Source organism: Paenibacillus sinopodophylli, assembly GCF_005930355.1.
Lineage (GTDB): Bacteria > Bacillota > Bacilli > Paenibacillales > Paenibacillaceae > Pristimantibacillus > Pristimantibacillus sinopodophylli.
This window is the reverse complement of record NZ_VDBO01000004.1, coordinates 143,759-169,173: the sequence shown is the minus strand read 5'-3', so window position 1 is coordinate 169,173 and position 25,415 is coordinate 143,759. Positions and strand designations below refer to the sequence as shown.

26 protein-coding genes are annotated in these 25,415 nt (G+C 45.2%); 12 read left to right on the top strand and 14 right to left on the bottom strand.

Annotated elements, in window-relative coordinates:
- Positions 1-12: 12 nt before the first annotated feature.
- From FGT79_RS17950 to FGT79_RS17935, 4 genes are read left to right on the top strand one after another with little or no spacing between them, the layout of a single operon-like run.
- Positions 13-399 carry a GntR family transcriptional regulator gene (locus FGT79_RS17950; protein WP_138754201.1) on the top strand — a complete coding sequence of 129 codons (387 nt, stop codon included), beginning with the start codon at positions 13-15 and terminating at the stop codon, positions 397-399.
- Between the two features lie 12 nt (positions 400-411).
- Positions 412-1,326: an ABC transporter ATP-binding protein gene (locus FGT79_RS17945; RefSeq protein ID WP_246096481.1), complete on the top strand. Its 915-nt coding sequence runs from the start codon at positions 412-414 to the stop codon at positions 1,324-1,326.
- Positions 1,327-1,345: 19 nt separating this feature from the next.
- Positions 1,346-2,251 carry an ABC transporter ATP-binding protein gene (locus FGT79_RS17940; RefSeq protein ID WP_138754200.1) on the top strand — a complete coding sequence of 302 codons (906 nt, stop codon included), beginning with the start codon at positions 1,346-1,348 and terminating at the stop codon, positions 2,249-2,251.
- Positions 2,244-3,551 (top strand): ABC transporter permease, encoded by a 1,308-nt coding sequence (locus FGT79_RS17935; protein ID WP_138754199.1) that lies wholly within the window; start codon positions 2,244-2,246, stop codon positions 3,549-3,551. The genes FGT79_RS17940 and FGT79_RS17935 overlap by 8 nt, the downstream gene beginning before the upstream one ends.
- A gap of 1,146 nt (positions 3,552-4,697) precedes the next feature.
- Here the strand turns inward: FGT79_RS17935 and FGT79_RS17930 are convergent.
- Genes FGT79_RS17930 through FGT79_RS17920 form a run of 3 tightly spaced genes read right to left on the bottom strand, consistent with a single transcriptional unit; the run spans position 4,698 to position 7,033 of the window.
- A complete protein-coding gene (locus tag FGT79_RS17930; protein WP_138754198.1) occupies positions 4,698-5,516 on the bottom strand; it encodes a metal ABC transporter solute-binding protein, Zn/Mn family in 819 nt (272 codons plus the stop codon).
- Positions 5,517-5,537: 21 nt separating this feature from the next.
- Positions 5,538-6,341: a metal ABC transporter permease gene (locus FGT79_RS17925; RefSeq protein WP_138754197.1), complete on the bottom strand. Its 804-nt coding sequence runs from the start codon at positions 6,339-6,341 to the stop codon at positions 5,538-5,540.
- Positions 6,338-7,033: a metal ABC transporter ATP-binding protein gene (locus tag FGT79_RS17920; protein WP_171056308.1), complete on the bottom strand. Its 696-nt coding sequence runs from the start codon at positions 7,031-7,033 to the stop codon at positions 6,338-6,340. The genes FGT79_RS17925 and FGT79_RS17920 overlap by 4 nt, the downstream gene beginning before the upstream one ends.
- Positions 7,034-7,345: 312 nt before the next feature.
- Between FGT79_RS17920 and FGT79_RS17915 the strand changes: the two genes are divergently transcribed.
- Both FGT79_RS17915 and FGT79_RS17910 read left to right on the top strand, forming a co-directional pair.
- Positions 7,346-8,077, top strand: coding sequence for a sensor histidine kinase (locus FGT79_RS17915; RefSeq protein WP_138754195.1), 732 nt, complete (start codon positions 7,346-7,348; stop codon positions 8,075-8,077).
- Positions 8,078-8,728, top strand: a complete 651-nt coding sequence (locus FGT79_RS17910; RefSeq protein WP_138754194.1) for a response regulator — start codon at positions 8,078-8,080, stop codon at positions 8,726-8,728. It begins immediately after the preceding gene.
- Between the two features lie 52 nt (positions 8,729-8,780).
- On the opposite strand, the gene FGT79_RS17905 is transcribed toward FGT79_RS17910, so the two are convergent.
- On the bottom strand, positions 8,781-9,506 hold the full coding sequence (locus FGT79_RS17905) for a response regulator transcription factor (protein ID WP_138754193.1): 726 nt from the start codon (positions 9,504-9,506) through the stop codon (positions 8,781-8,783).
- An 89-nt stretch (positions 9,507-9,595) separates the two neighbouring features.
- Here FGT79_RS17905 and FGT79_RS17900 point away from each other — a divergent pair, with 89 nt between their 5' ends.
- Complete coding sequence (locus FGT79_RS17900; RefSeq protein ID WP_138754192.1) at positions 9,596-9,946, top strand: c-type cytochrome; 351 nt, start codon at positions 9,596-9,598, stop codon at positions 9,944-9,946.
- 57 nt (positions 9,947-10,003) lie between these two features.
- On the opposite strand, the gene FGT79_RS17895 is transcribed toward FGT79_RS17900, so the two are convergent.
- From FGT79_RS17895 to FGT79_RS31265, 4 genes are all read right to left on the bottom strand, one after another.
- Positions 10,004-10,741: a response regulator transcription factor gene (locus FGT79_RS17895; RefSeq protein ID WP_171056307.1), complete on the bottom strand. Its 738-nt coding sequence runs from the start codon at positions 10,739-10,741 to the stop codon at positions 10,004-10,006.
- Between the two features lie 206 nt (positions 10,742-10,947).
- Entirely contained in the window at positions 10,948-11,310 is a 363-nt protein-coding gene (locus FGT79_RS17890; protein WP_171056306.1) for a c-type cytochrome, read from the bottom strand.
- Positions 11,311-11,359: 49 nt separating this feature from the next.
- Complete coding sequence (locus FGT79_RS17885) at positions 11,360-11,971, bottom strand: SCO family protein (protein ID WP_138754189.1); 612 nt, start codon at positions 11,969-11,971, stop codon at positions 11,360-11,362.
- Entirely contained in the window at positions 11,964-12,110 is a 147-nt protein-coding gene (locus FGT79_RS31265; protein ID WP_171056305.1) for a hypothetical protein, read from the bottom strand. The genes FGT79_RS17885 and FGT79_RS31265 overlap by 8 nt, the downstream gene beginning before the upstream one ends.
- 276 nt (positions 12,111-12,386) lie before the next feature.
- Between FGT79_RS31265 and FGT79_RS17880 the strand changes: the two genes are divergently transcribed.
- The 5 genes from FGT79_RS17880 (at position 12,387) to FGT79_RS31260 (ending at position 18,591) form a co-directional block, all read left to right on the top strand.
- Positions 12,387-13,751: a cytochrome ubiquinol oxidase subunit I gene (locus tag FGT79_RS17880; RefSeq protein ID WP_138754188.1), complete on the top strand. Its 1,365-nt coding sequence runs from the start codon at positions 12,387-12,389 to the stop codon at positions 13,749-13,751.
- Positions 13,748-14,764, top strand: coding sequence for a cytochrome d ubiquinol oxidase subunit II (locus tag FGT79_RS17875; RefSeq protein ID WP_138754187.1), 1,017 nt, complete (start codon positions 13,748-13,750; stop codon positions 14,762-14,764). Before FGT79_RS17880 ends, FGT79_RS17875 begins: the two co-directional genes overlap by 4 nt.
- Positions 14,765-14,805: 41 nt before the next feature.
- On the top strand, positions 14,806-16,569 hold the full coding sequence (gene cydD / locus FGT79_RS17870) for a thiol reductant ABC exporter subunit CydD (RefSeq protein WP_138754186.1): 1,764 nt from the start codon (positions 14,806-14,808) through the stop codon (positions 16,567-16,569).
- A complete protein-coding gene (gene cydC, locus FGT79_RS17865) occupies positions 16,566-18,293 on the top strand; it encodes a thiol reductant ABC exporter subunit CydC (RefSeq protein WP_138754185.1) in 1,728 nt (575 codons plus the stop codon). The genes cydD and cydC overlap by 4 nt, the downstream gene beginning before the upstream one ends.
- A gap of 142 nt (positions 18,294-18,435) precedes the next feature.
- Entirely contained in the window at positions 18,436-18,591 is a 156-nt protein-coding gene (locus FGT79_RS31260; protein WP_171056304.1) for a hypothetical protein, read from the top strand.
- 124 nt (positions 18,592-18,715) lie between these two features.
- Here FGT79_RS31260 and FGT79_RS17860 read toward each other — a convergent pair whose 3' ends face one another.
- The 6 genes from FGT79_RS17860 to FGT79_RS17835 all read right to left on the bottom strand — a co-directional run bounded on the left by FGT79_RS17860 (position 18,716) and on the right by FGT79_RS17835 (position 25,373).
- Positions 18,716-19,588, bottom strand: coding sequence for a DJ-1/PfpI family protein (locus FGT79_RS17860; RefSeq protein ID WP_138754184.1), 873 nt, complete (start codon positions 19,586-19,588; stop codon positions 18,716-18,718).
- On the bottom strand, positions 19,585-20,391 hold the full coding sequence (locus FGT79_RS17855; RefSeq protein WP_246096480.1) for an ABC transporter ATP-binding protein: 807 nt from the start codon (positions 20,389-20,391) through the stop codon (positions 19,585-19,587). The genes FGT79_RS17860 and FGT79_RS17855 overlap by 4 nt, the downstream gene beginning before the upstream one ends.
- Positions 20,388-21,455, bottom strand: a complete 1,068-nt coding sequence (locus FGT79_RS17850) for a FecCD family ABC transporter permease (protein ID WP_212758596.1) — start codon at positions 21,453-21,455, stop codon at positions 20,388-20,390. The genes FGT79_RS17855 and FGT79_RS17850 overlap by 4 nt, the downstream gene beginning before the upstream one ends.
- Positions 21,452-22,357, bottom strand: coding sequence for an ABC transporter substrate-binding protein (locus tag FGT79_RS17845; protein ID WP_281285993.1), 906 nt, complete (start codon positions 22,355-22,357; stop codon positions 21,452-21,454). Before FGT79_RS17845 ends, FGT79_RS17850 begins: the two co-directional genes overlap by 4 nt.
- 1,342 nt (positions 22,358-23,699) lie before the next feature.
- Entirely contained in the window at positions 23,700-24,878 is a 1,179-nt protein-coding gene (locus FGT79_RS17840; RefSeq protein WP_138754182.1) for an MFS transporter, read from the bottom strand.
- A gap of 33 nt (positions 24,879-24,911) precedes the next feature.
- A complete protein-coding gene (locus tag FGT79_RS17835; protein ID WP_138754181.1) occupies positions 24,912-25,373 on the bottom strand; it encodes a MarR family winged helix-turn-helix transcriptional regulator in 462 nt (153 codons plus the stop codon).
- Positions 25,374-25,415: the final 42 nt, after the last annotated feature.

Below are 25,415 nucleotides of genomic sequence, written 5' to 3'. Positions count from 1 at the left end.
AAGGTGAGAGTCATGCGGCTGCCGATACAGATTAATGAACAAAGTGCAGAGCCGCTTTACCATCAAATTGAAGTTCAGCTTAGAGCTTTAATTGTCAGCGGACAACTAGCGGAAGGCACACTGCTTCCATCTATACGTGAGCTTGCACAGACGGTGAAATGCAGTGTCATTACTGTGAAACGTGTGTATAACGATTTGGAAGCAGAGGGTCTCTTGCGAACTCGGCAAGGAACCGGTACCTATGTCGCTGAGGTTTGTGAGAAGGAGCGAGACCGATATCGGCTCGGAGCGGTTATGGAAGCGCTGGATCAGGCGGTAATTGCAGCGAAACGCGTAAAGTGCACGGAAGAAGAGCTGGAGAGCATGCTCAAGGAAGCGATAAAGAAACATTTTGATTAAAGGAGGGGAAGTATGATGAATGAATCTGCAGTTCGGCTGGACGGCATTGTTCTGAATCGTTCGAATTTCAAGCTTGGACCGCTCTATATGGACATTCCGTTAGGCTACATTACAGCGATTGTAGGCCCGAATGGCTGTGGTAAAAGCTCGACCTTTCGCTTAATGCTTGATCTAGATAAAGCGGATCAAGGGATGATCGAGCTTCTTGGCTGCAATGTTAGTCAAGGAATGGATACGGAGCTGAAAAAACGGATCGGGTATCTTCATGATCAATCCTCTTCTCACGAGAACAGTATGACAGGAGCTGCCAAAGCGGAGTTCCATCGGTTCTGGTACGATGAATGGGATATTAATCTTTACCGCGAGCTGCTGCAAGCTCTTGAGGTAGAGGATCATTTGATGCTAGGCAAAATGTCAAAAGGAATGCGGCGCAAATTCGAATTAGCGCTGGCGCTGGCACATGGGCCGGAGCTGCTCCTTCTCGATGAGCCCTCATCTGGACTTGATCCGCTCGCTTGGAAAACGATGATTGAGCTGCTCCACCGTTATATGGAACAAGGAGATCGTACGATCCTAATGACGACTCATATCATTGAAGAAGTAAAACGGCTTGCTGATTACATTGTTTTTATGGCGCAGGGCAAGGTGCTTGGGATGTATGAGAAGGATGAGCTGTTCAGCAGCTGGTACACTCTGTTCGTAAGCGGAGCTGATCTAACTGCTAAGCTGGCAGCCGAGCTGCCCGGACAATGCGGAGTTGAGCATGCGGGAGCGACAACATTCCGAGTAACGACGAACCAAGCGGCAGAAGCAGAAGAGTGGTGCGCCGCAGAGGGGTACCAGATCGTCAGCAGGCAGGTGCTCGAGCTTGATGAGATTATGAGCGCATTACTGCAGCAGAACCGTTTGCATAAGAGAAAGATCTAATCGAAGGAGGAAGAAAACAATGAATCCACTAATAGTAGAAAATGTTGTGAAGCAATATGGAGATAAGACAGCGGTCAATGGGATCAGCTTTGAGGTAGGCGAGGGCGAAATATATGGCTTGCTCGGTGCCAATGGAGCTGGCAAGACAACGACTATGCGAATGGTGCTCGGCCTTATTTACCAAGATGAAGGGGAAATTCTGTATAACGGGAAACCATACAGCAACGATCAGCTTCGCAATCTAGGCTATTTACCAGAGGAGAGAGGCTTGTATCCGAAAATTCGTATCAGCGATCAGTTGATTTATTTGGCTCAGCTGCGCGGGATTTCGAAGAAGGATGCCGATCAGAACCTGAAGAGATGGCTCGACCGCTTCGAGGTACCTGAGTATTACAACAAAAAGATTGAAGAGCTGTCCAAAGGAAATCAGCAGAAGATTGGATTCATCGCCAGCGTCATTCATAAGCCGAAGATTGTCATATTGGATGAAGCCTTCAGTGGTCTCGATCCTGTGAATGTTGAGCTTCTGAAATCGACCGTTAAGGAGCTGCGTGATTCGGGTACAACCATTCTGTTCTCTACTCACCGGATGGAGCATGTCGAGGAGCTGTGTCGAAACATTACGATTCTGCATCGTTCCAATGTCGTGCTGAAAGGCAACCTGAAGGAAATTAAAAAACAGTTCCCGAAAGAGCGTGTCATCCTTAGTACAGAGAAAGAAGTATCGGGTCTTGAGCAGCTTAGCGGCGTTACGCATGTGGATCGCCATGAGTATGGCTATGAAATTGGTATTTCGAATGAGGCGGTGGGAGCAGACATTCTGCGACATGCGCTGGCGCAAAGTGAGATTAGAAGATTTGAGATCAAGGAACCAACCCTAAACGAAATTTTTATTAAAACAGTAGGTGGTGATAGCCATGAATAGTTTTTGGACAGTTGTTGGCTTTACGTTGAAAAATAAATTCAGAGGCAAAGCTTTTACGATAACGACCATTATTATTGCACTTATTATATGTATTGGTATCAATCTGCCTTATGTTTTCTCTCAATTCAACAGTGGCGATAAGGTAACGAGCATTGGGTATATTCAATCGGCGCAATCAGAAGGCCAAGCAACAGGCGATCAGCTCAAAGCCTTTTTCGAGGCACAAGAAAAGCCAGGCGTGAAGCTGGTATCATATGATGACAAAGGCTCCGAAGCAGATAATGAGAAACAACTGAAGCAAGCTATTACGGACAAAGACATTAAAGGTTATCTGGTATTTGGTAAAATGACTGACAGCGGTTTCCCAGAAATGACATACAAATCTGAAAAGCTCCTTGCGTTTGGGCTGACGAGCTCCATCCAAAACGGATTGCAAGTTATTCGTCAGGGAACGATTCTGAAGGATGCAGGTTTAAGCACGGAACAATTGGCTTTGCTGAACGCACCGATTGAAATTGCATCGGTTCAGATTTCGGCAACAGAAGGCGCAGGCAATATGGGAGAAGGCAAAACGAAGGAAGAGCAAGCAGTTAATATGGGGCTCGTGTACTTCATTGTTATTCTTCTGTTCATGGCTATTATGATCACAGGTCAAATGATTGCGTCTGAAATTACGGCAGAAAAAAGCTCGCGAGTGATGGAGCTGCTTATTACAAGCGTGTCCCCGCTCAAGCAAATGTTCGGTAAAATCGTCGGCATGTTTTTAGTAGGCTTAATCCAAATCACGGCATATGTACTTGTGATCGTCATTAATGTGAAATTGCCTCACAATAACGAAATGCTTGAAAAGTATAACATCGATTTGTCCCTAATCGATCCGATGCTTCTCATTTACTCGGTGTTGTTCTACTTGACGGGTTACTTCCTGTTCGCAACCTTGTTTGCGGCTGTTGGGTCCATTGTCAGCCGTACCGAGGATCTGGGTCAAGCGGTATTGCCAATCACGATGCTGTCGCTGGGCGGGTTCTATATCTCGATCTTCAGTATCTCAAGTCCGGACAGCATGCTGGTGCAAGTTTCTTCGTTTATTCCATTCTTCGCGCCGTTTGTTATGCTGCTAAGATTGGGCTTGACCGACCCGCCAGTGTGGCAGGTGCTAGGATCAATTGGTATTCTGCTCGTAACGATTTATGCATCGGTATGGATTTCAGCGAAAATCTATCGCACAGGCGTACTCATGTACGGCAAGCGTCCTACCTTCAAGGAGCTTCGTAAGGCGATGAAGGCTTATAAGATTTAGTGGTTTGAGGGAAGCTGGTGTGAGTAACAATAATAAATGAGACAAATGTAATCGATAATTGAGACTTTTTAGAATACATGTATGAGACAAAATAAGGCCCTTGATTCAGTAAAGTTGCATATGAATCAAGGGCTTTTCAATTTTTTATGGTGGGTAGGTTAATAAGCGTCGACTTGAATATAACCGTGAAAAATTTTGAAATAAATGATTATTATAATTGAGACTTGTTGTAAGACTCTTTTTTCGTTTTGAAAATCTAAATGGATGTGAGTGGGTAATACCTACTATATTCATAAGTTATACGTACTTATGTCACAAGAAATAAGATGATTTGTCATTTATATGACCCCGCGAGTATGCAGAAAGCCTGTATTTACGGAAGGTTTTCTTTTTTTCTCTTATAAATGAATGTGCGAAGGAAAATGCCGAATTATGATGTTTGAACGATTCATATGTAATCATGAACTGTCTCTTTCCATTAGTAAAGCTGCTATAGCTGAGCAGAATCGTAATGAGTCGATAGAAATAGAAAATCCATATTGAATGAGAAAGGATGCAATTTGACATGCAGCCTATTAAAACGATTTATAGACAATTCTTAAGCGAACCATTGTGGTTTAAATCACTTATTATATCGAGTTTGCTTCTTTCAATTGTATTTAGCAGCTCAAACTTCTCGAATATTAGTTATTACCAAAGCCTTTCTAAATTAGCAGCAGCAATCTTTTTCGGCTCATATGGGATAAAAATGCGTAGAAATAGAAAGGTATCTGGCGCTTTTTTCGTAGTAACAGCTATATGTGTTTATTTAGCGTGGAGCAATTTAAATCCTATAAATCTTTAAACCGGAGCTACGAAAGTAGAGCCTTATAAACATATAAAGAACTGCTCTAAGCGTTGGTTAACGTTGTTTATTTGAGGAGTACTAATGGTTTAAGAAATACTATGATTTGTTACATGAATAGCTGCCGTGTTCATTCTCAAAGCTCGTATTCAAGTTGGACCTAATGTATAAAAAAAAGAAATGGTGGTGCAGGAGTAATACTCCTAGCATCACCATTTCTTGATTGTCGAAGAATTATCTTTTTGTGAGATGTTTCTAAAGTGGTAGAACCGCGATTAGGACAGTACTTCTTGTCACCTAAACTATTGGCCTAACGTCAGTCCCAATTTTCCAGCATTTTGCCCAATAAGCTCTGTTAATGTTTGAGTTTCTGTTTCTGGATAATTTCGAATTTCAACAAGCTTGCTATCCGCTAGTTTGGCGATTTCTGCTCCTTGAGGAAAATGAAGATTGTCAATGACAAGGGCAGGCTTTAAGGCAGCCAATTCTGCTGCTTGTGTAGGTGTTACTTCTGCCGGTCCGAATTCTCCAACAACCTCATAGCCCATTGCCTTGGCTACTGGCACCATATAAGCCTGAGCGACTACACGTTTGGCAGCAACGTCCAGCTTGGCTGTCTCGGCCAAGACGGCTTCAAATTTGCTATCTATTTCCTCAAGAGCTTTGCTCGCTATATCGGTAGTTCCCATTTGTTCAGCTAAATTGCTGATTTGTGTATTCAGTGCTTCGGGGGTATTTTCTGTTACGACTGCAAACCGATCTGTTTCTGGAACTTCAGCAGATTCAAGAATTTTTTTCATAAAGGGTTCATATTCCGAGTAAACGACCATATCAGCATTATTCACTTTCTCAATGTCACTCGGTTTGAAGTCGTATTCATTTGGATGCTTCATATCAACAGGAGCAAGAATAGTGATATTATCAAGTCCTGCTGTTCTGGCAATTAGAGCGCTCCAGCTTGTTGAGGCTACAATACTATGCGTTGTTGCTCCATTGTGATTGTGTTCATTTCCTGTGTTCTCCTCACTTGCAGTAGTAGAGCAGCCCGACATAATAACAGCACCTGTTAACAGAGTAAGTAAAGGAGCAGCTAATTTAGATTTCCAATTACGCGGTTTCATTTATTATTCCTCCAGCATGATTTATTTTCTTTTTAGCAAATAGCAAATGCCTAAAAGCAGCACGCCAAACATTGTAATCGTTGCACCGGTTGGCAAGTTTAGCAGTAAGGAGAGTATGAATCCTCCAACTGCACAGATTAAACCAAATAGAACAGAGAATACAAGAAGCTGTTTATAGGTTTTAGCGATCCTGGTTGCAGCCATTGCTGGTAATAGTAGCAGGGCGTCAATTAGCAGGGCGCCAACCAGCTTCATGGAAATTCCGATGGCAATGCCAGTTAGAAATAGAAGCGAGTTGCGAATGGTTGATACGGGAACACCAAGCCACTGAGCTTGATCTGCGTCATGCAGAACCAATTGAATTTCCCTATAACAAAGCGTAAATAAAGAAACGATAATTAAACTTACAATACCTAATAGCCAAAAATCTAATGCGGTAAGCGTAAGAATACTGCCGGCAAACAGCCCAAAGACTTCCATAGCAGGGACTCCGCCAACATGAAAGAGCATTAAAGCAGCAGCAAGTGAGCCTGTCATTAAGAAAGCGCCTGTAATGGCGGGTTCCAGATTGATCTTGGAAGATAGTGGGCCGAATAGAAGTGAACCAATTACGATGGCGATCATAGCTCCCCACATGGGCTTGGTTCCGATAAGTATGCCCAAAGCGCCTCCTAGTAGTGAAAGGTGCATAAGCGCAAATCTTACGACCGTAAGTTGGAACTGAATGACCACAATACCGATAAGGGACAAACAGCTGCCTGCGATAGCACATGCCAATAATGCCCGCTGGAACAATGGAATTTGCAAATAGTCGAGCAAGGTCAAGGTGCTTCACCAACCTCGATTAATTGTCCTTTTTCCATCAGATAGATGCGGTCGGTTAATGGAGCGGCTTCTTCTAGCTGATGAGTAATCATGAGTATAAGCAGATGCGGTATTTGCTGTCTGCACGCTGCAAGGAGGGAATAAAGGATCTCTTGTGAATGTTTATCCAGATGAGTAATCGGTTCATCAAGCAATAAAATATCTGGTTCCCTGATTAATGCCCGCGCGATATTCATTCTTTGTCTCTGCCCACCGGATAACCGTCTACAATCTTTGCTCGCTAAGTTCGTTAATCCGACATACTCTAACCACTTAGCAGCCTTCTCTTTATCTTCAGCAGTTGGACGTCTCCAATAAGAGAATGAAGCTCCCCAGTTTCCAAGCATAACGGATTCAAGAACCGTAATAGGTAAATTTCCTCCCTGAACGCCTTGAGGAACAAATCCTATTTTAGTTCGAATAAAGTCGAAATCTTTCTTGCTATCCATTTGGTGCGATTGAATGATAATCTTTCCCGCCGATAGAGGAAGAAGGCCAAGGATCATTCGAAATAAGGTTGATTTACCTGCGCCGTTGGAGCCGATTATGGCTATAAACTCTCCTCTTGCCGCTTTGAAGTTCAGTTGATTAATGACGGGGTTCTCACCATAGCCCGCACATACTTGTTGAAGCTCAAGAGCAAAATCTGACACCTGTATTCGTTCACCTCTTTCTCTTTCATATTATGAACATCGACGATAGAAGAGAGAATGACTCGATGTAGCTATATGCTTATGACATTGTTACAAAGTAAGGAATTATTTTTGGCAATTAGCTCTAAAGAGTCATGTTTAAGGAAGTAGAGATAAGCGAAAATAGACGTAAGCTTAAAATTTTTAATATATTTTCAAAGGAGGATTTGAGCGCTGTATAAACAAATTAAATGGTTAATTTTAATCATACCAACGCTAACCATTTGGATCTGGGAGTATGTAAGACATGAGTATTTACTACCCTACATTTCTATGGACGCAGGAAATTGGCTATCACCGTTAATTGTATTTATTGTTACCTTGCTGCTTATTACACGACTTTTTGCAATTTTAGAAAATGTTCAGGAAGAGCTTCAGCAATCAAGGGTCGTACAATTGGTGCTGCAAGAACGTGAAAATTTGGCGAAAGAGCTGCATGATGGCATTGCTCAATCCTTATTTTTGGTTTCTGTTCAATTGGAGCAGCTTAATCGAACCGACGGACAAGATGAGAAACTGACATCTGTTAAAAAAACAGTATTAGAAGTCAATGAATATGTGCGCCAGTCTATATCTCATTTGAAATATCCGCCTGAAGTTGTAGCTTCACCATGGAGAAGTTCGATTAGCGATTTTATTGATGAGTTAGAACTCGATTCAAATGTTAGAATCGAATATGAATGGCCAATAGAAGAGCTACATTTAACAGCCAAAGAAAAGATAGGTTTGTACGAGTTCCTTAGAGAAGGACTCTATAATATTCGAAAGCATGCTCATGAAGCTAATCATATTCGGATTAGATTAAAAACAAAAGATTGGGGCTGGACGTGTCATATTTCTGACAATGGATCAGGTTTTATCTGTGAACCGTTTCTTAAGGAAGGCAGTTATGGATTGAAGTTTCTAAAGAAAAGGGCATTAGAACTAGATTGGGAATTGCAAATCAGACGAGAATCAGGAAGAACGATACTCGAATTGATAAATAGGAAGGCGAGTGCAGCATAGATGACTTACCAGCAAATACGCGTTCTTATCGTAGATGATCATCCACATGCTAGAGAAGGAATGAAAGATATACTCGGAGGGGATTCCCTTTTTGAAGTTGTAGGCGAAGCGCAGGATGGTGAAGAAGCGATTGAATGGACGGAGCAACTCATGCCAGATATGATATTAATGGATATTAACATGAAGAAGATGGGAGGTCTCGATGCTACAAAAGAAATCAAGTCCAAATTTCCTTATGTAAAAATTGTAATTGTTACCGTATCTGACAATATTAGCTATCTGTTCGAGGCATTAAAGAAGGGGGCACAGGGCTACCTTCTTAAAAATTTGAATCCGAGTGCTTGGCTGGAATACTTAAGAGCAATTGCTTTCGATGAGGCTCCTATGTCGCAGGAACTAGCTCAACGGATATTAAGTGAATTCTCAAAAGATAAAATACAACGGCAAGAGGAATCGCCTCTAACTAATAGAGAAAGAGAGATCTTACTGTTAGTAGCGAAGGGAATGTTGAACAGAGACATTGCCACACATTTAACGATTTCCGAGCATACAGTCAAAAATCATTTGAAAAATATATTGCAAAAGCTTCAGTTGGAAAACCGTGTGCAATTAGCGAGATACGTATATGAACGTGGTTTGCATCATTTGTAGATGAAAACAGCCCAGTCTTATTCAAAATATAAGGCCGGGCTGTTCTAATTTGTTAATGCAAAGCTGTGAAGGGAGCTAGTAAGCAATAACCAGAGCCCCTGACAGTCTGTATTAGAGAAAATGAGTCTTCCGCGCGATTCTGCATTTTATAGCGGACACGTTTTATATAAGCATCTACAGTGCGTTCATAGCTAACTTTGTTATTGCCCCAAACTTGCTCTAGAAGCTCAGAACGACTTATAAACTTGTTCATATGGCTATACATATAACTAATCAAGCTGAACTCTCGCTTGGTAAACGGTATGACTTGGTCTCCTACTTGCACTTGAGAAATAGCGGAATTCACATGAATTTGACTTTGTTTATAGGGGTATAAGTTTTTCATAGTCATATCAAAATAGGATGAAGGAGATTTCCGACGCATAATGGCACGTATTCTGCAAATCAACTCTACTGGAGTGAATGGTTTTGCTAGACAATCATCAGCTCCTAATCGAAAGCCTTTCAGGATAGGTTCTTGTTGTTCGGTCGGATACAACAAGATAAGAGGGGTTGCAAGAAAGCTTTTCACGGGTACAACATTACCTTCTAGACTCTCAAGAAAACGAGGGGCATCTATAATAAGCAGATCATATTTCGATATACCTGTTTTAATGAGAACCTCATCCCAATCAGAGGCTATGTCCAAGCTCCAGCCTTCTAATGTTATATATAGTTGCATAATGTCTCGCGTGTGATCATCACTTTCCATTATGAGTATTTTTTTGTTTGATTTCATGGGGTCAGTCCCTCCGTTCCTTGCATTTCGTCGTTAATACGATTGGATATGATAGAATCTATATTCAATTTGAAAGGGGTATTTATATAATGAGCAGGCTCAAGTATGGCTCAGTAATAAGTGTCATTATTGGAGCAATATTAGTAACGGCTTGTGGAAATACGACAACAACTGATCGAACGCAAAATGATAGGAATGAAGGACAAAGTGTCCAAAGCAGTGAAGCTGAGATCATCTATAAGAAAAAATGCATGTCTTGTCACGGTACTGATCTGCAAGGCAGAAGGGGGCCAAGCCTGCAAAACATCGGAAGCAGGTTAACGGAAAATGAAATTTTGGAGATTGTTACGAATGGACGAAAGGGAATGCCAAGGTTTGAGAACAACATACCTGCAGAGGACATTCAGCTAGTTTCTAAATGGATGTCAGAGCTTAAATGATCAGGAAAAGAGCGGTATCCTTTTATCATGTTTGGGTGCCGTTCTTTTTTCCGCTCTTTATTTCGCCTCAAGGATACTTTGATTGCCTTCGCTGAATAGATAACCTACTCCGCGTACTGTTTTTATCATACCTCCTACAGCTGGAGAAATTGCGGATAGCTTCTCCCGAATGCGCTTGATATGTGTATCCACCGTTCGATAATCATTTACATCCGACTCTCTCCAGACAACACTGAGCAGATGAGGGCGTGTATGGACCATTTCGGCATTAAGCACAAGATAATACAGTAGATCAAATTCTTTGAGGGAAAAGTGGATAGCTGTGCCATCAACCAAAATACGATGAGCAGAAGGATTAATCATGAGATGCGTTAACTTGATGGCTGGAAAACTCGTTCTGCTAGCCGATTGTATGACCTGATCGGTTGTCCTCCTGATAATAGCTTTGGCACGTAAGACCATCTCGGTATAGGATACAGGCTTCTCTACGCAGTCGTCAGCGCCTGCTTCAAAGGCAGCTAAACGTTGCAATTCCTTCCCATTTTCTGTAATTAGCATAATGGGTGTTTTTAATCTTTTTCTGATGACCGAGCAGATTTGAATATTAGTCAAGCCGGTCGTTGAATGATCGATGATGATTAGACCGTAATGATTATGAGTTAAATTAAGCATGGCATGATTTACGTTAAAGGTTGTATCTGTAAGATAGCCTTCTTTGAGAAAATGTGCTTTTAAATGATTGTAGGTATGCTTTTCCTGGCTGATGATGAGAATTATATTTTTCTTTTGTTTCAAGGCTCCAGCCCTCCATCCAAATTCGAAAGTAGGATATTGGATAAGTATGCCCTTTAAAGTCATGAAGGAATATGGCTCAATGTAGCTAAAAAACCGTTAAATTGTAACGAACCGTTGAACAAATAAATAGACTCACAGGAGGAGGCACTTTTTGAAAGTACCTTTCTTGTGAGTCATTTTTAGTGTGAACGTATAGAAAATAAACGTTATTGAAACGATGCTAGCCAATTGGTTAAGTTAACGATTTCCTTCTCGGATAACCGATCCTTATAGCCGGGCATACCGCCTCCGCCTTGTACAATTTGCTTATATATTTTTTCTTTGCTCATCGTAGCGCCTACCTTGTCAAGCGCTGGCCCCATTGCACCTTGAAACTGATCACCATGACAAGGCAAGCAGCTGCTTTTATAAATAGTCTCGGCTGCAGCTGTATCAACTGGCATGTCTGGAATAGTTACAGCGTTGTTTTCTTCAGCCACTTCTTCCTTTGCAGGAAGGTTGAACAGGAGAAGAAAGACGGTCAGCAATCCGGCAAATCCCACAAAGGCAGACATGATCCACTTTTGCAACGTAACTCCTCCCATCCTCCAGATAATGTAATGCTCTCATTCTAACGAGTTATTTTTCCTTCAAAAGCGTGTTGATATCTTTCAGAATGAGCGAATTATCCATTTCCTCGCCCATGCGGTATACCTTGCGAATTTGTTGCTTGCCGTCAATCAGCATGAGAGAGGTTACCGTATGAACAAACTGATTATCATCCAGCCTCTGAATTCCAATTCCATATTCTTTTGCTTTCTCATGAATGTAGGTCTCGTCCCCCCGCAGAAGCTTCCAGCCTGCTTGATCGATTTCCATCTTCTCTGCGTAGTCTGCAAAAACTTCAGGTGTATCCGTATTAGGATCGAAGGTAATGGCTGCAAATTGCACGCTTTCGCCAAAGCTTCCCTGTTTTTTTAATTCGTCTTGCAGAAGAACCATATTGTAAGTCGTGGCTGGACAAATATCAGGACAACTGGTGAACATGAATTCCATCAGCATGACTTTACCTTGATTATCTCTTAGTGTGAAATCGGAGCCGTCTAACTGCTGCAGGGTGAAATCAGGTGCTTCTCTAATTACGGGTATCTTGGTGCCGTTGTTTTGAAACGAATAGAAGAGATAGGCAATGATTGCTGCAAGCAAAAGGATGACCGTAATCAGGTAGGGACTGACCTTTTTGTTAGTCATTCTTTAGGCTCCTGACCGTTTGGGTGTAGTTCACCTTGTCCTGCAAGGCATCGTCCTGCTTTATAATTCTTGCGCCATGCATCATGACATAAACGCCCCCGCCTAGAAAAAATGATCCTAAAATAAACCAGTATAACATTAAAGGTTCTCCCTTCTTATTGAATATAGGTATTCTAATCATTATATAAGGAAATGATCATGTAGTTTAATGGCTCGTTTGAGCCATTTTCTGATTCTTTTGCTCAAAGTCACATGATTGACAACAATGTGCCTTTTTTCACAAAGTGGCCATTTTTTTTTAGCGTTATTGTCACAGGTCCCCCCTCGATAGAGTCATACGATACCTACGGAGACCATTTATACTAATAGCTAATGTTATTATCCTATAGAAGTATAGGAACAAAAAGGAGGAGCCATCGGCATGGATACGGTATTGTGGAGTAGGTTGTTGACAGGGCTGACGCTGTCATTCCACGTCATTTTCGCAACGGTCGGCGTGGGTATTCCCTTAATGATTGCGATCGCAGAGTTTGTTGGTATTCGAAAGAAAGACGCTCATTACATTCTTATGGCGAAGAGATGGACACGAGGCTTTGTCATTTCTGTAGCAGTCGGTGTAGTTACCGGAACGGCGATAGCTTTGCAGCTTTCACTCGTTTGGCCCAACTTTATGCAAATGGCAGGCAATGTGATCGCGTTGCCTTTGTTTATGGAGGTTTTCGCCTTCTTTTTTGAAGCGATTTTTCTTGGCATTTACATGTATACATGGGATCGATTTCGAAATCCATATATACATTGGCTTCTAACCATTCCGATAGTTATCGGAGCCGGGATGTCGGCGTTATTTATTACTACGGTAAATGGCTTCATGAATCAACCAGGAGGATTTATTCTCGAGGCTGGTCATTTTGTAGCTGTTAATCCAATAGAAGCAATGTTAAATGCGGCTAGCCCCTCCAAAGCATTTCACGTTCTAGCATCGGCATATTTGACAGGCGCAGCTTTGCTGGCAGGGATAGCCGCTCTTACTATTCTGAAAAAAGGAAAATCCGATTACGCACAAAAATCGTTAAAGCTTATGATGTCTATCGTACTAACATTTAGCGTACTGACGGCGATAGCTGGAGATGTGTCAGCCAAGTTTCTTGCCAAGCATCAGCCGGAGAAGCTGGCTGCAGCAGAGTGGCATTTTGAAACAGAACGCGGAGCAGATCTAATTCTGCTGGGCTGGCTCAATGCAGAGCGAGAAGTTATGGGGGCGTTGCGTATTCCAAAAGCACTCAGCTTTCTTGCCTTTGGAGACTTTGACGCTGAGGTAACCGGATTGGAGGAGTTTCCATCAGATGAGCTTCCGCCGTTAATCGTTCATTATATGTTTGATGCAATGGCTGGTATTGGATTCGTCTTAATGGGAGTGGCAGTACTGTATTTTGCCCTTCTGTTGCTCAAGAAACGAGAGGAGATCAATCGATGGCTGCTGCGAGCTATTATCGTTTCTGCTCCTTTGGCTTTCCTTAGTGTGGAGATGGGCTGGTTCTATGCTGAGATTGGAAGACAGCCGTGGATGATACGCGGGTACTTGCGTGTGGAGGAAGCAGCTACCTCATCACCGAGTGTTGTATTTCTATTTTTCCTGTTTCTATTGTTATATATTGTGCTGGGCGTGTTATGCGTTATCGTGCTTCGCCGATTATTCCGGAATAACCCTGCGGATTTGGAATTCAACAAGTATTTGCAGGATAAAGAATTGCCGCCGATAGGGAAAGAGGGATCGAATTGATCAGTTACGAATTGATTGGCATTACCGTGCTTTGGATATTTTTGTATGGTTACCTAATTGTAGCATCCATTGATTTCGGAGCCGGATTTTTTGCATTTTATGCTCGGGCAACGAAACAAGATCATTTGATCAATCGATTAATTTCTCGTTATTTATCGCCGGTATGGGAAATTACAAATGTTTTTTTCGTATTCTTTTTTGTAGGTATTGTTGGTTTTTTTCCGGATTCTGCTTATTACTACGGTTCGGCTTTGCTTGTACCTGGGAGCATAGCAATTATATTGCTGGCGATAAGAGGTTCATTTTACGCTTTCGAGAATTACGGCTCTAAGGACAATACGACATACCTGTTCTTGTACGGAGCTACTGGATTACTTATCCCCGCCTCGCTTTCGGTTGCGCTAACCCTCTCGGAAGGCGGATTTATAACGGAACAGGACGGTGTGGTCGCGCTAGCCTATTTCGAATTGTTCTCGAGTCCGCTTTCCTGGAGCATCGTGGCCCTAGCCATAGTGTCCGTGTTATTTATAAGTGCTTCATTCTTGACATTCTATGCGTCGCGGGCACGTGATCTGCCAGCACTGAAATTATTGCGTACGTACGCGATGTTCTGGAGTACCCCTACCATTATTGCTGCTTTGACGGCATTTATCTATTTGAGCCAGCACAACGAACGTCATTTTCAGAACATGATGGATTTGTGGTGGCTGCTGGCCCTTTCTGTTGGATTTTATATGTGCGCCCTATGGCATCTCTATCATGCTCGTCGTTACGGTCTAGCCTTTGTTTGTGTCATGCTTCAGTTTCTCTGTGCGTTTTTTGCTTACGGCATTGGTCACTACCCTTACATTCTGGATCCGTATATTACCATTCAAGGCGGCGCAACTCATGAGTCGATGGGAATCGCATTGGTCATTGCCTTCATAGGGGGATTATGTTTACTAATTCCTTCACTCATTCTCGTTTTTAAATTGTTTTTATTTGATGCGGATTATGTAAAGGGCCGGAAGTAGTGAATGGACTCTCGCGAGAAGAGAACAGGAGGGATGTTGCATTGAAGAGAAGAACCGGCTTATTGTCACAGCAATTGGCGATGCAAAGGAGGAAGCTTCTTCTATTGGGAGTTTTTGCAGTGGGGTTAGGCATAATGATTATAAGCCAAGCCACTTTATTAGCTACTATCGTGAATGAGGTCTTTGTTAAAGGAACTTCGTTGTTATCTATAGCCGCTCTACTTGGTACTATGCTTGCCGTAATCATAGCCCGCACCGTACTCTCCTATGGAATAGGCAGGACGGGCATCATGCTTGCCGCCGTCTCCAAATCTAATATAAGGGATGCGTTGATAAGGAATATGACTAAAAACCCCTTATTGACGGCTCTGGGCGGACAAACTGGCGGAAAGGTAAGCGTGTTGCTGGACGCTGTCGATGAGATCGACAGCTACTTCAGCCAATATGTACCACGATTAATGGAAGCTTCATTTATTCCGCTCTTATTGCTGATCGCTGTATTCTTCCAACATCCTGCATCAGGATTCATCATGCTGGCTTCCGCCCCGTTTATCCCTATATTTATGATACTCGTCGGTTTGCAGACTCAGAAAAAATCTGAGGAAAAGTACACACAGTTAACGGAATTCTCCGGCACTTTTCTTGATTCTCTGCAAGGTTTGCTCACGCTTAAGTTATTCGGACGCGTGAATCGCCAACAACAAGAAATTGAACGCAGCAGTCTTGGGTTTCGCGATGCAACGATAGGTATCTTGCGAATTGCATTTACCAACACATTGATGCTTGAGTTAATCGTGATGCTGAGTATCGGACTTATTGCGCTGGAGCTTGCGTTGCAGCTTCTTGTTTTCAAAAGCATGTCTTTTGATACAGCCTTTCTCGTTCTACTGCTAGCTCCGGAGTTCTATTCCCTACTCAAAAACACAGGCACCGCGTTTCACAGCGGACGTACAAGCATGGGGGCGGCTCGCAAGGTTGAACAAGCGCTCGGTGACCTAATGGAAAGTGGCCATGAGGAGACGTGTGAAGAGAAGGATTCAAATAGAAGTGTGATGCATCAGATGCCTCCTGCTATAGAAGTAAATCAACTCCAATTCAGCTTTGGGGACAATAAATTCGAACTTGCTGTCGACACCGTCCATATCAGACCGGGAGAAAAAATCGCCATTGTTGGGCCAAGCGGTGCAGGCAAAACAACCTTCATGCATATTCTTGCTGGGTTAATTCGTCCGTTATCCGGAGAGGTACAGGTTAATAACAGGGTATTGTCTCCTGCGTGGGAAGAGTCATGGTTTGAGCAAATGAGCTATATTACTCAACATCCTTATATTTTTGCTGGATCTTTGCGTGATAACATCATGATGGGAACTCGTAGGCAAGTATCTCAAGCGGAAATTGAAGGAGCGGCAGAAGCAGCAGGACTTAGCTCTCTGATTAATGGATTAGAGGAAGGTTACGATACGCTAGTTGGTGAAGGCGGAAGGGGACTTTCAGGCGGTGAGAAGCAGCGTCTTGCGCTGGCCCGTGCCTTTTTGAACCGTCCTGCTGTCATTATGTTTGATGAACCGACAGTTGGTTTAGACTTGTATACCGAGCGTGTGCTTCAGCGATCAATTGAGAAATTGTCAATCGATGCTACTTTAATCACGGTAGCTCATCGATTGTATACGATCCGACAAGCCGACTGTATTTTGTTTATGGAAAAGGGGACACTCGTCGACAGCGGAAGTCATGATGACCTGATGAAACGGCTGCCCCAATATGCCGAGATGGTAGATGTACAGAGGAGAGGGGGATTCCAATGAAGGAACGATCAATCTTGACCCAAACGCTTCTTCATGAGAAAAAGGATATCGCTTGGGCTATTATCGGCGGCTTCGTTGCTGGCATAGCAGGTGTCAGTTTGTTTGCCGCAAGCGGCTATATGATCTCTCAGACTGTGTTTTCTCCTCCGCTTTATACTTTGATTATTTTAACTTCTTTGGTGAAGATCTTAGGGTTAATTAGGGCGGCAAGCCGTTATTCGGAAAGAATGTATTCGCATAGAGCGACCTTCTCTTTGTTAAGTCGAATGCGTTCAACCTTTTTCGCCAAATTAGTTCCCTTATCTCCAGGCTTGTTCAACAAAAAGAGAAGTGGAGACTTGCTCGCACGTTTTGTTGGCGATGTAGAAGATCTCCAGCATTATTTTTTGCGTGTTGCCTATCCGCCTATTGTATTGATCATGGTTTTTCTAGCTACTGTGCTTTTTGTTTCGTTCTATTCCGTTTGGATAGCTTTACTATTCATAGTTGGTATGCTCATAACGACTTTTTTAATTCCATCGTTAATACTTCTGGGGCAACGACGGAGTAGAGGACGCGTTCGACTTCAGCGTGCACAATTGTCTACAGAAGCTGCCGAGTTGCTGTATGGATTCCGTGATCTTAAAGTTTATGGTCGATTGAGAACGCAGGAGATGGAGCTGAAACAAGCCTCTACTAAACTCGTTAATGATCAATATATGGCTGCACGCCATTTGTTGAGAGGTCAAACCCTTCATGTTCTGCTCTCTTTCTTAGTTGTCTGGAGTGTACTGCTTCTTGGCAGCTTTCTTATTAATAATGGATCGTTGGCCGGCGTTTTCCTTGCTATGTTGGTCATGGCAGCCCTTACCGTATTTGATGAGTCTGCGGCTATGGCTGTACTTCCTGTGTATAAGCAGGATAGTGAGCATGCAGCTCAGCGACTTGAAGAAACATTGCATGCAGGGAATCGTATACCGACCGTCCAGAAGCATCGGAAGCTGGATGACAATCTTCCAGTAGCGATTGATATTAGCGGCGTATCGTTTCATTACGGAGATGATACGCGTCCGGTGTTAGGTGACATCAATCTCCATATTCCCGCAGGTTCTAAAACCGCGATTGTAGGATCAAGCGGATCGGGCAAAACAACATTGTTTGAGCTACTGCTCGGTCTGTATGTTCCGATGTCAGGTCAAATCCGATTAAATCATCTGTCTACGGAGGAACTCGATGAAGGAAGCATCTGGCGAGCAGCGAATGTCGTACTGCAACACAATCATTTTTTCCGTGGAACCGTCAGAGATAATTTGTTAATAGATGCTAGTGGCTACACAGATGAGCAGTTAACATCAGTCCTCGAAAGTGCAGAACTGCTGAATAAATCTCTGGATGACCTCTTGGATGAACGGGGGGAGAATTGGTCAGATGGCGAACGACAGCGTCTAGCGCTTGCCAGATCTATGCTCCGAGGAGGGCAATTATGGCTCTTAGACGAACCGACCTCATCACTAGATTCCGTTACAGAACATCGCATTATGCAACGTCTTCTTGCATCAGCATCAAGGGATACCGTTATCATAATCAGTCATCGGTTAGCCGGCCTTGAGGATTGGGATCAGATCGTGGTTTTAGATCAAGGCAAATTGGTGGAAGTGGGATCATTCGTGGAATTAATGGAGCGCAAAGGTTATTTGTATGAAATGCGAAAGATTGAGCAGCAAATGATTCATGTAGACAGATAGGCAATAAGTGAACGATTGTGTCCGAATAGCCAAAGCGAGCTATACATGCAAGTATCCGCTTGTACATGAGGATATCCTTTTCAATAGATTTATGGACAGGTCTACCTTCCCTATCTAATGTAAAGGAGCTTTTTATGGTCTTATGAAGATAGCCGCAATGGTTGAACATTGCGGAAACATGAATACAACGGTAGTGTCAATCGATAACAAATCGACAGCAGAAAAATATAAAAAAACAATCAGCGTTGCCATTAATACGGCAATGCTGATTGTTTTAATTTTAGATCATTTCAGGTGAATGTGTTCTGCTAATTTTCACTAATCCTATACATAATGAGCAATCAGTTCTTTTAGTTGCATCATCTCTGACACAGGACAAGTAGGCAAATTATTCATTTCCTTGTTGCAATGGCGAGTGCGCGTCACTCAGCGCGAAGTGCATGTTCGAGTGTGGCGTAAAAGTCTCGCGCGAGGGCGGTGAGTTCCGGTCCGGCTTCATCAGGTGTCCCAGCTCCGAGCGGTGGTTGCGGCGCGTACTCCGCTCCGAGTTCGAGGAACCGGGCATACTCGTCGCCGCGGAGCCGTGCCACCAGTCGAAGGGCAAGGTCCATACCCGCTGTGACCCCGGCGGCGGTCATAAGGTCCCCGTCGATGACGACACGCTCATCGACGGCTTCGGCTCCATATCCAGCCAGCAGATGGTGCATCGACCAGTGAGTGGTCGCGCGCCTTCCGTCAAGTAGTCCGGCCGCCCCGAGGGCGATTGCACCGGTACACACGCTCGTGACGATGTCCGCCCCGGCAGCGATGCGGCGAATCGCTGCCATAGCGGCCTCATCGGCGAGGAGGACGGGTGTGTCCCCGCCTGGCACCAGCAGCACGGTTGGGGAAGCAGGGGCGTTCTCCAGCGTGGTCGTGGGAATCAGCGGCAGCCCTCCAGCGCTGGTCACTGGCTCGCCCATGGCTCCGGTTGTCGCCAAGTGCACCTTCGCCCCCAGCATGGAGGCTAGGAAGTAGTGCGGGCCGATCACGTCGAGAGTGTCGAAACCAGGGTGCAGGACGATGACGACATCCTCGTTGGCGGTGAACGTCACCCCCGGCAGTGCCGCAAGTGCGTCATGCGCCGCTACGGAGCGATCCCACGCCGCTCGCGCCGCTGGATCGTCGGGCCTCCCCGCCAGATGATCGTGGGTCGCGGCATGCTGAGTGGGTTCGATGTTCTCTGTTCCGACCATGCTCTCTCCGTTTATTGGACGTAGGTGATCTGCAGGTTCAATAGCTAGTTTTTTATTCAAGAAAAATTCATCTCCTTTTCGTGGGCATAGGCAAGCTGCAGGCGCCCGGTGAGTGGATTGGTGATGCCCTGAGCGCGAATCCCGAAGACCTCATGGAGCAGTTCCGGGGTCAGGGTGTCGCTGGGCGTTCCCGAGGCGACCACTTTACCTGCTGAAAGGACGACGAGGCGGTCGCAGTACGCCGCAGCCAGATTAAGGTCGTGGAGAGTTACAAGGGTCGTAACCCCCAGTGCGTGGACGAGCGCCATCAGCTCGAGCTGGTGACGGATGTCCAGATGGTTCGTCGGTTCGTCGAGCACGAGGATGCGAGGCTCCTGCGCGAGGGCGCGCGCCAGTTGAACCCGCTGCCGCTCTCCGCCCGACAGCGTGCTCATGTCACGATCGGCTAGATCATTGACGCCGGCCCTCCTCATCGCTCGTTCGATCGCGAGGACGTCCTCCGGTCTGTCCGACCCGAAGAGGCGGCCGTGTGCGATACGCCCCGTGGCGACACACTCCGTCACGGTCAGCTCGAGATCGCTTGGTCCGTCTTGGACGACGGCTGCCGTCACACGGGCAGCCTCCCGCGGACGGGATTCCCAAACGTCGCGATCCGCTGCCGTCACACGCCCAGAGGTGGGCCGAAGCATCCGGTAGACGGCGCGAAGTACGGTCGATTTCCCGCTGCCATTGGGACCGATGAGTCCAACGACATCTCCGTCGGCGGACAGAGAGATTCCCTCGACGATCGTGCGTCCAGCGATCTCGACCTTAACGTCGTCGACGTGGAGAGCGGCGGCATCCATGCCGCCCAGGGTACTCATGCTTCTCCTTTACTGGATTGCCTTAACATCCAGAGGAAGAACGGTGCACCAATTGCAGCAGTAAGTAGCCCCACTGGCAGTTCGGACGGAGCGATGATCAGACGCGCTGCGATGTCTACCACGACGAGCAGCAGCCCACCAGCTAGAGCAGATGTAGGCAAGACCCACTTATGATCTGAGCCGACGATCATCCGGACGGCGTGCGGAACCACGAGCCCGACGAAACCGATTGCCCCACTCACTGCGACGGCGACTCCAACGAGGAGCGACGTGATCACGAACATCACAAGGCGGAAACGCCCCACATCTACACCGAGACTCGCAGCAGTTTCATCGCCTATCAGGAGCGCGTTGAGAATCCGGGCTAACAGAATGAGCACCACGGTAGCGACAACAAGGACGACAGCAGGTATGCCCAGATCGACCCATTCAGCGGCGGCGAGGCTGCCGGAGAGCCAGGAGAGTACCTGACTTACGCCTTGTCCTGGCGCACTCGCACGCAAGACGAGATAACTGGTGACGGAACTGAGCAGGTATGACATCGCCACGCCTGCAAGAATTAAGCGTCCTGGCGTGACGCGGCCTCGCCGCTGCGCGAGCGCAAAAACGATCAGTGTCGTTGCGAGGGCTCCACCGAAGGCTGCCACCGGGACGGAGATGGCAGTCAGGACGCCTAAACCCAGCGTGAGAGTCGCGACAGCCGCGACGGACGCGCCAGAGGAAATCCCGAACACGAAAGGATCGGCGAGCGGATTGCGCACCACCGCTTGGAGAACTGCGCCGGCCACGCCGAGGGAAGACCCGACGACGAGCCCGAGCAGAGCACGCGGCAACCGAAACTCCCAGATGATGCGCGCCTCCACATCCGTTGCTGCGGTGGAGACGCTCCATGGGAGGATGTGATCGGCGATCACCGACAGGACCCGGTCAGGAGAGATCGGGACCGATCCGATGGATACGGAGAGTACCACGGCGGCGACACATGCGATCATCAGGACGATGATGATGGACCGTCGGTGATCAGTGCGACTCGTGAGCGGCACCACAGTTAACACGGAGGTCACGACGCAGGAACCGCGAGATTCAGGTCGGGATGGAGGCCGTTCGCGATTTCTGTCAAACCTCTCATCACGGAGATGGACGCGTCGGTGTCGGCGACTGGAATCTCAACGAGCCTGCCGTCCTTCACAGCAGGAAGGTCGGGGAAGTTCTTCTTAATGTAGTCGCTGAGGGTCGCAAATTCTTGACCCTCGAAGGTGCCAACGAGGATCACATCGGCGTCGGATGCCGCGAAGTCCTCTTTGCTCACGTAGACTGAGTCCGACGGGAACACGTTCGTACCACCGGCCGTTGCGATTGCGTCATCGTAGATGCCGCCAGCGAGCACGATCAGCGGTCCATCGCCCCCGTTGTAGAACGCGACTCGTTGCGTGGGCTTACCCTTCACGGCGTCTACTACCGTCTGCTTCTCCGCAGCCATTTGGGCGATGAACTTCTCCGCCCGGTCTGAGACGCCAAAGATCGCTCCGAAGTCCCGCAAGCTGCTGTATGGTGTCTCGAGCGTCATAGTTAGAGCATCCGCCGAGCTGCACATGTTTGACCCGTAAACCTTCGCGCCACCCTCTTCAATCTGCTCCACCGAGGCGTAGCCCTGCGAGGTGTCGAAGGCGAAGCCCTCTAGGGACTGGCCGACCACAAGGTCTGGGGCTTGGCTCAACAGAACCTCCTTTGAAGGCCAACTCATAGAGGTACCAATTACGGTGAGTCCCCCGGCGGCTTCGGCAATGCTATCGGGGAAGGCGGCGTAGTTACCCGCGACCGCCTTGATGCGATCATCTAGTCCGAGGGCGAGCATCATCTCAGTCGGCGCCTGCCATAGACTCACCACACGCTCCGGCGCCGAATCGAACGTCAACGTGCGCCCACAATTCTCAACTGATACCGGATACACAGCCCCCGCTGACATAGGGGATACGGTTGAACTAGGGGAGCCGGCGGAGCCATCGGACGACCCGCACCCAGATAAAGCGATAACTGCGCTGAATGATAGTATAAGTAGATTTGACTTGGTTCTGTTCATGAAAGGAATCCTCCAATATTGTGTTTTGATTGAAAAATAGCGAGTTATTTGACGTTGGAACGAATCATCTACCTACAAAGGTATAGTACGGCGACCTTCGGAATTTGCCGTCCGCAAACGTATACGATATTTACCTGTCATCTGGCGCAGCTCCTTGCAAACGCCGCTCTAAGATTGCAAACGAGTTGGGTGACGAACTTACCCTAGCAGACGAGCACAAGATGTTGCAATTCTGTCATCCGCTCATGGGATTGACAACGAATGAGAGTAAGCTCTACTTATGATTGTGCTTTTTTATCCAGTAGATTTGTATCCTATTTTGGCGTAATGATCCACATCTCGCTTTCTCCATCATTTTTTTCTGCAAGTCCGTTCCGCTCAATAGTAAAAGATAAACAAGAGAAATCCATGACCATTTAGAGTTATTTATGTGAAGGAATGATGACATTTGCTTCTAACTCAATGACGTCACAAAGCGGTCAATTCGGGGTTAAAGTGTAGTTTAACCACGAAACGAACTGACTCGTAAAGCTGTTGAGATTATTAGTGGAGCAATGCCGCATTATTATATTATTAATCCCCTTGCGGCTGTGCTGCTATTGCTTAGTATAGTGACATTCATCTTAATGAAGCTGGCATTGGGTGATCCAGTGTTGGCTATTTTACAAGCTAGTGAAGGTGCACTATCACAAAGGGATTAGAAGCTATTCGTGAGGAGTTAGGATTAAACACACCGACTTATATAGACAAATTGGCTTCGGATATCAGACTTGTCATTCTGGACCCTAGAATCCGATTAAAGAAAGTAGAGGTATCTAAGAGGAGGATATAGAAGCTAGATAGGGAGTAGAAGGAGCCGGCACGGATCACTCATTGCAACTGCTCAATATTTATGAATTCTTTGCGTACGATTGATGGATTTGAAGGAGTATAAAATGAGAAGTGGTGTGGGTTATGATTTACTTTCTATGTTGGTTTTCAGTGTCATGAATACACTTGTGAAAGAGGTTTGTGATTATATTCCAGCAGCTGAAAGCATCAGGTAGCTGCTTGCTCTAACCTTTAATGGAGCGATATGTTGTGTGCTGGAAAGACGGAGATCAAAGTATGTAGGATTCTCATATCGCACTCTGGAGCAGAGTGGGGCGAAGTGTTATTACGTCGTTGTCTCGGAACCGGATAGTATAGGTCTTGAAGTCCCCAAAGGGGACCTAAGTAGTACCAAGATTTAATGGTGAGACTTCTTTAATTTTATGCTTGAAATGACAAACGCGATGGCAAGCACAATTGCCGCAAATGCATACGGCATATCGATGTTAGTATCAAATAAAATACCGCCAATAATTGGTCCTAGTATGATACCGAAGCTTGTGTATGCAGAGTTCATACCTGCAATATACCCTTGGTTTTCCCCTGCTAGTTTTGATAAAAAGGATGTCACAGCAGGACGTAAAATATCACCAGAGAAGAATACAATACTCGTAATGACAATCATCGTCCAGTAACCGTCTATTAAAATCGTAATAAAGATAAATATAGCAGAAGAGAGTAAGGTTAAATTAATCAACATTCGTTCCCCAATGGCATTGACTAGCTTTCCAAAGAATAAAATTTGAGAGACAACTCCAGCTAATGAACCAATCGTAATAATGATTGAAATATCACGGATCGTAAAGCCAAACTTTTCATCGACGAATAAGCTAAACATCATTTCATAAACGGCGAGTCCGAATGCTAGAACGAACACGACCAGTAGTGGGGTGAAGTACTGTGTCTGAAAAGATTTTTTAAACTCTTGAATAAACTTTGGTCGTACAGCGGATTCACGATTTTTTTGCAGTTGGTCTGTTGGAATAGATTCTTCTAATAGAAGGAAAATAACAATGGCAGTAATCAATGATATGGCAGCAGCAAAGAAGAACGGTACGCGTATCCCAAACTCTGCAATAAATCCGCCGACTCCTGGTCCGATTATAAATCCTAAACTAATCGCAGCCGATTGGTAGCCTAACCCTTTTGCACGATTTGCTAGCGTAGTTTTATCGGCAATATACGTAACTACAGCTGGCATAATGAAGGCGGCGCCTATACCACCAAGGAAACGGCTCACAAATAATAGCCACATTTCATTTGATAAGCCAAACAGTGCCTCTGAAAATGAAAATATCAAAAGGCCGATGACCATCATTTTTTTACGTCCGATTGAATCGACCCATACACCTGTAAAAGGGGAGGCCAGAAACTGTGCAAAGGCCATCGCTGCGAACAAGTAACCAACAACGGCACCACTTAATCTTAGATCCTTCGCAATCGATGGCATAACCGGTGCGGCAAGTCCCATCCCCACATAAGCAATAAATAAACTAGATAATGCAAGGGCAATAGATATTTTTTCTTTTCCATTCATAATTGATTCCCTCTAAATGAATTGTAAAACAATTCACCGTCCTATATGTTGGGGGGGTGAAATAGATACATTCACTTTCTTCATTGTTCGTAATACATTCTCCAATTGTTCTAGATCAATGTCAGCGAAGTGCTTCTCCATAAATTCTTTATCTGCTTCTTCGCTTAATGCCTGATAATCAAGACCTTTCTCTGCCAATCTGATGAAAAACTCGCGATGTTTATTTGGGTTGGCCTCGCGCTTGATAAAGTTTTGTGCTTCGAGCTTCGATAATACTTGGCTCACAGCACTTTTAGAAATCGCAAATTTCTTGGCGATTTCATTTGCTGTGATGCGTGGATTGTCTTTCATAAAAAATAAAAACGCATCTTGCTGTGTTGTTAAATGGTAATCGTTGAACCTTTGAGCGTTTTTATTGTACAAAAGATAATTCAAGTAATATTCACTTAAAACGACAGTTAGCTCTTTATACATCTTTTGATGATCTGAAAGCATAATATTCTCCTTGCTAATAAGATGAGTTAAGTTAAGTGAACT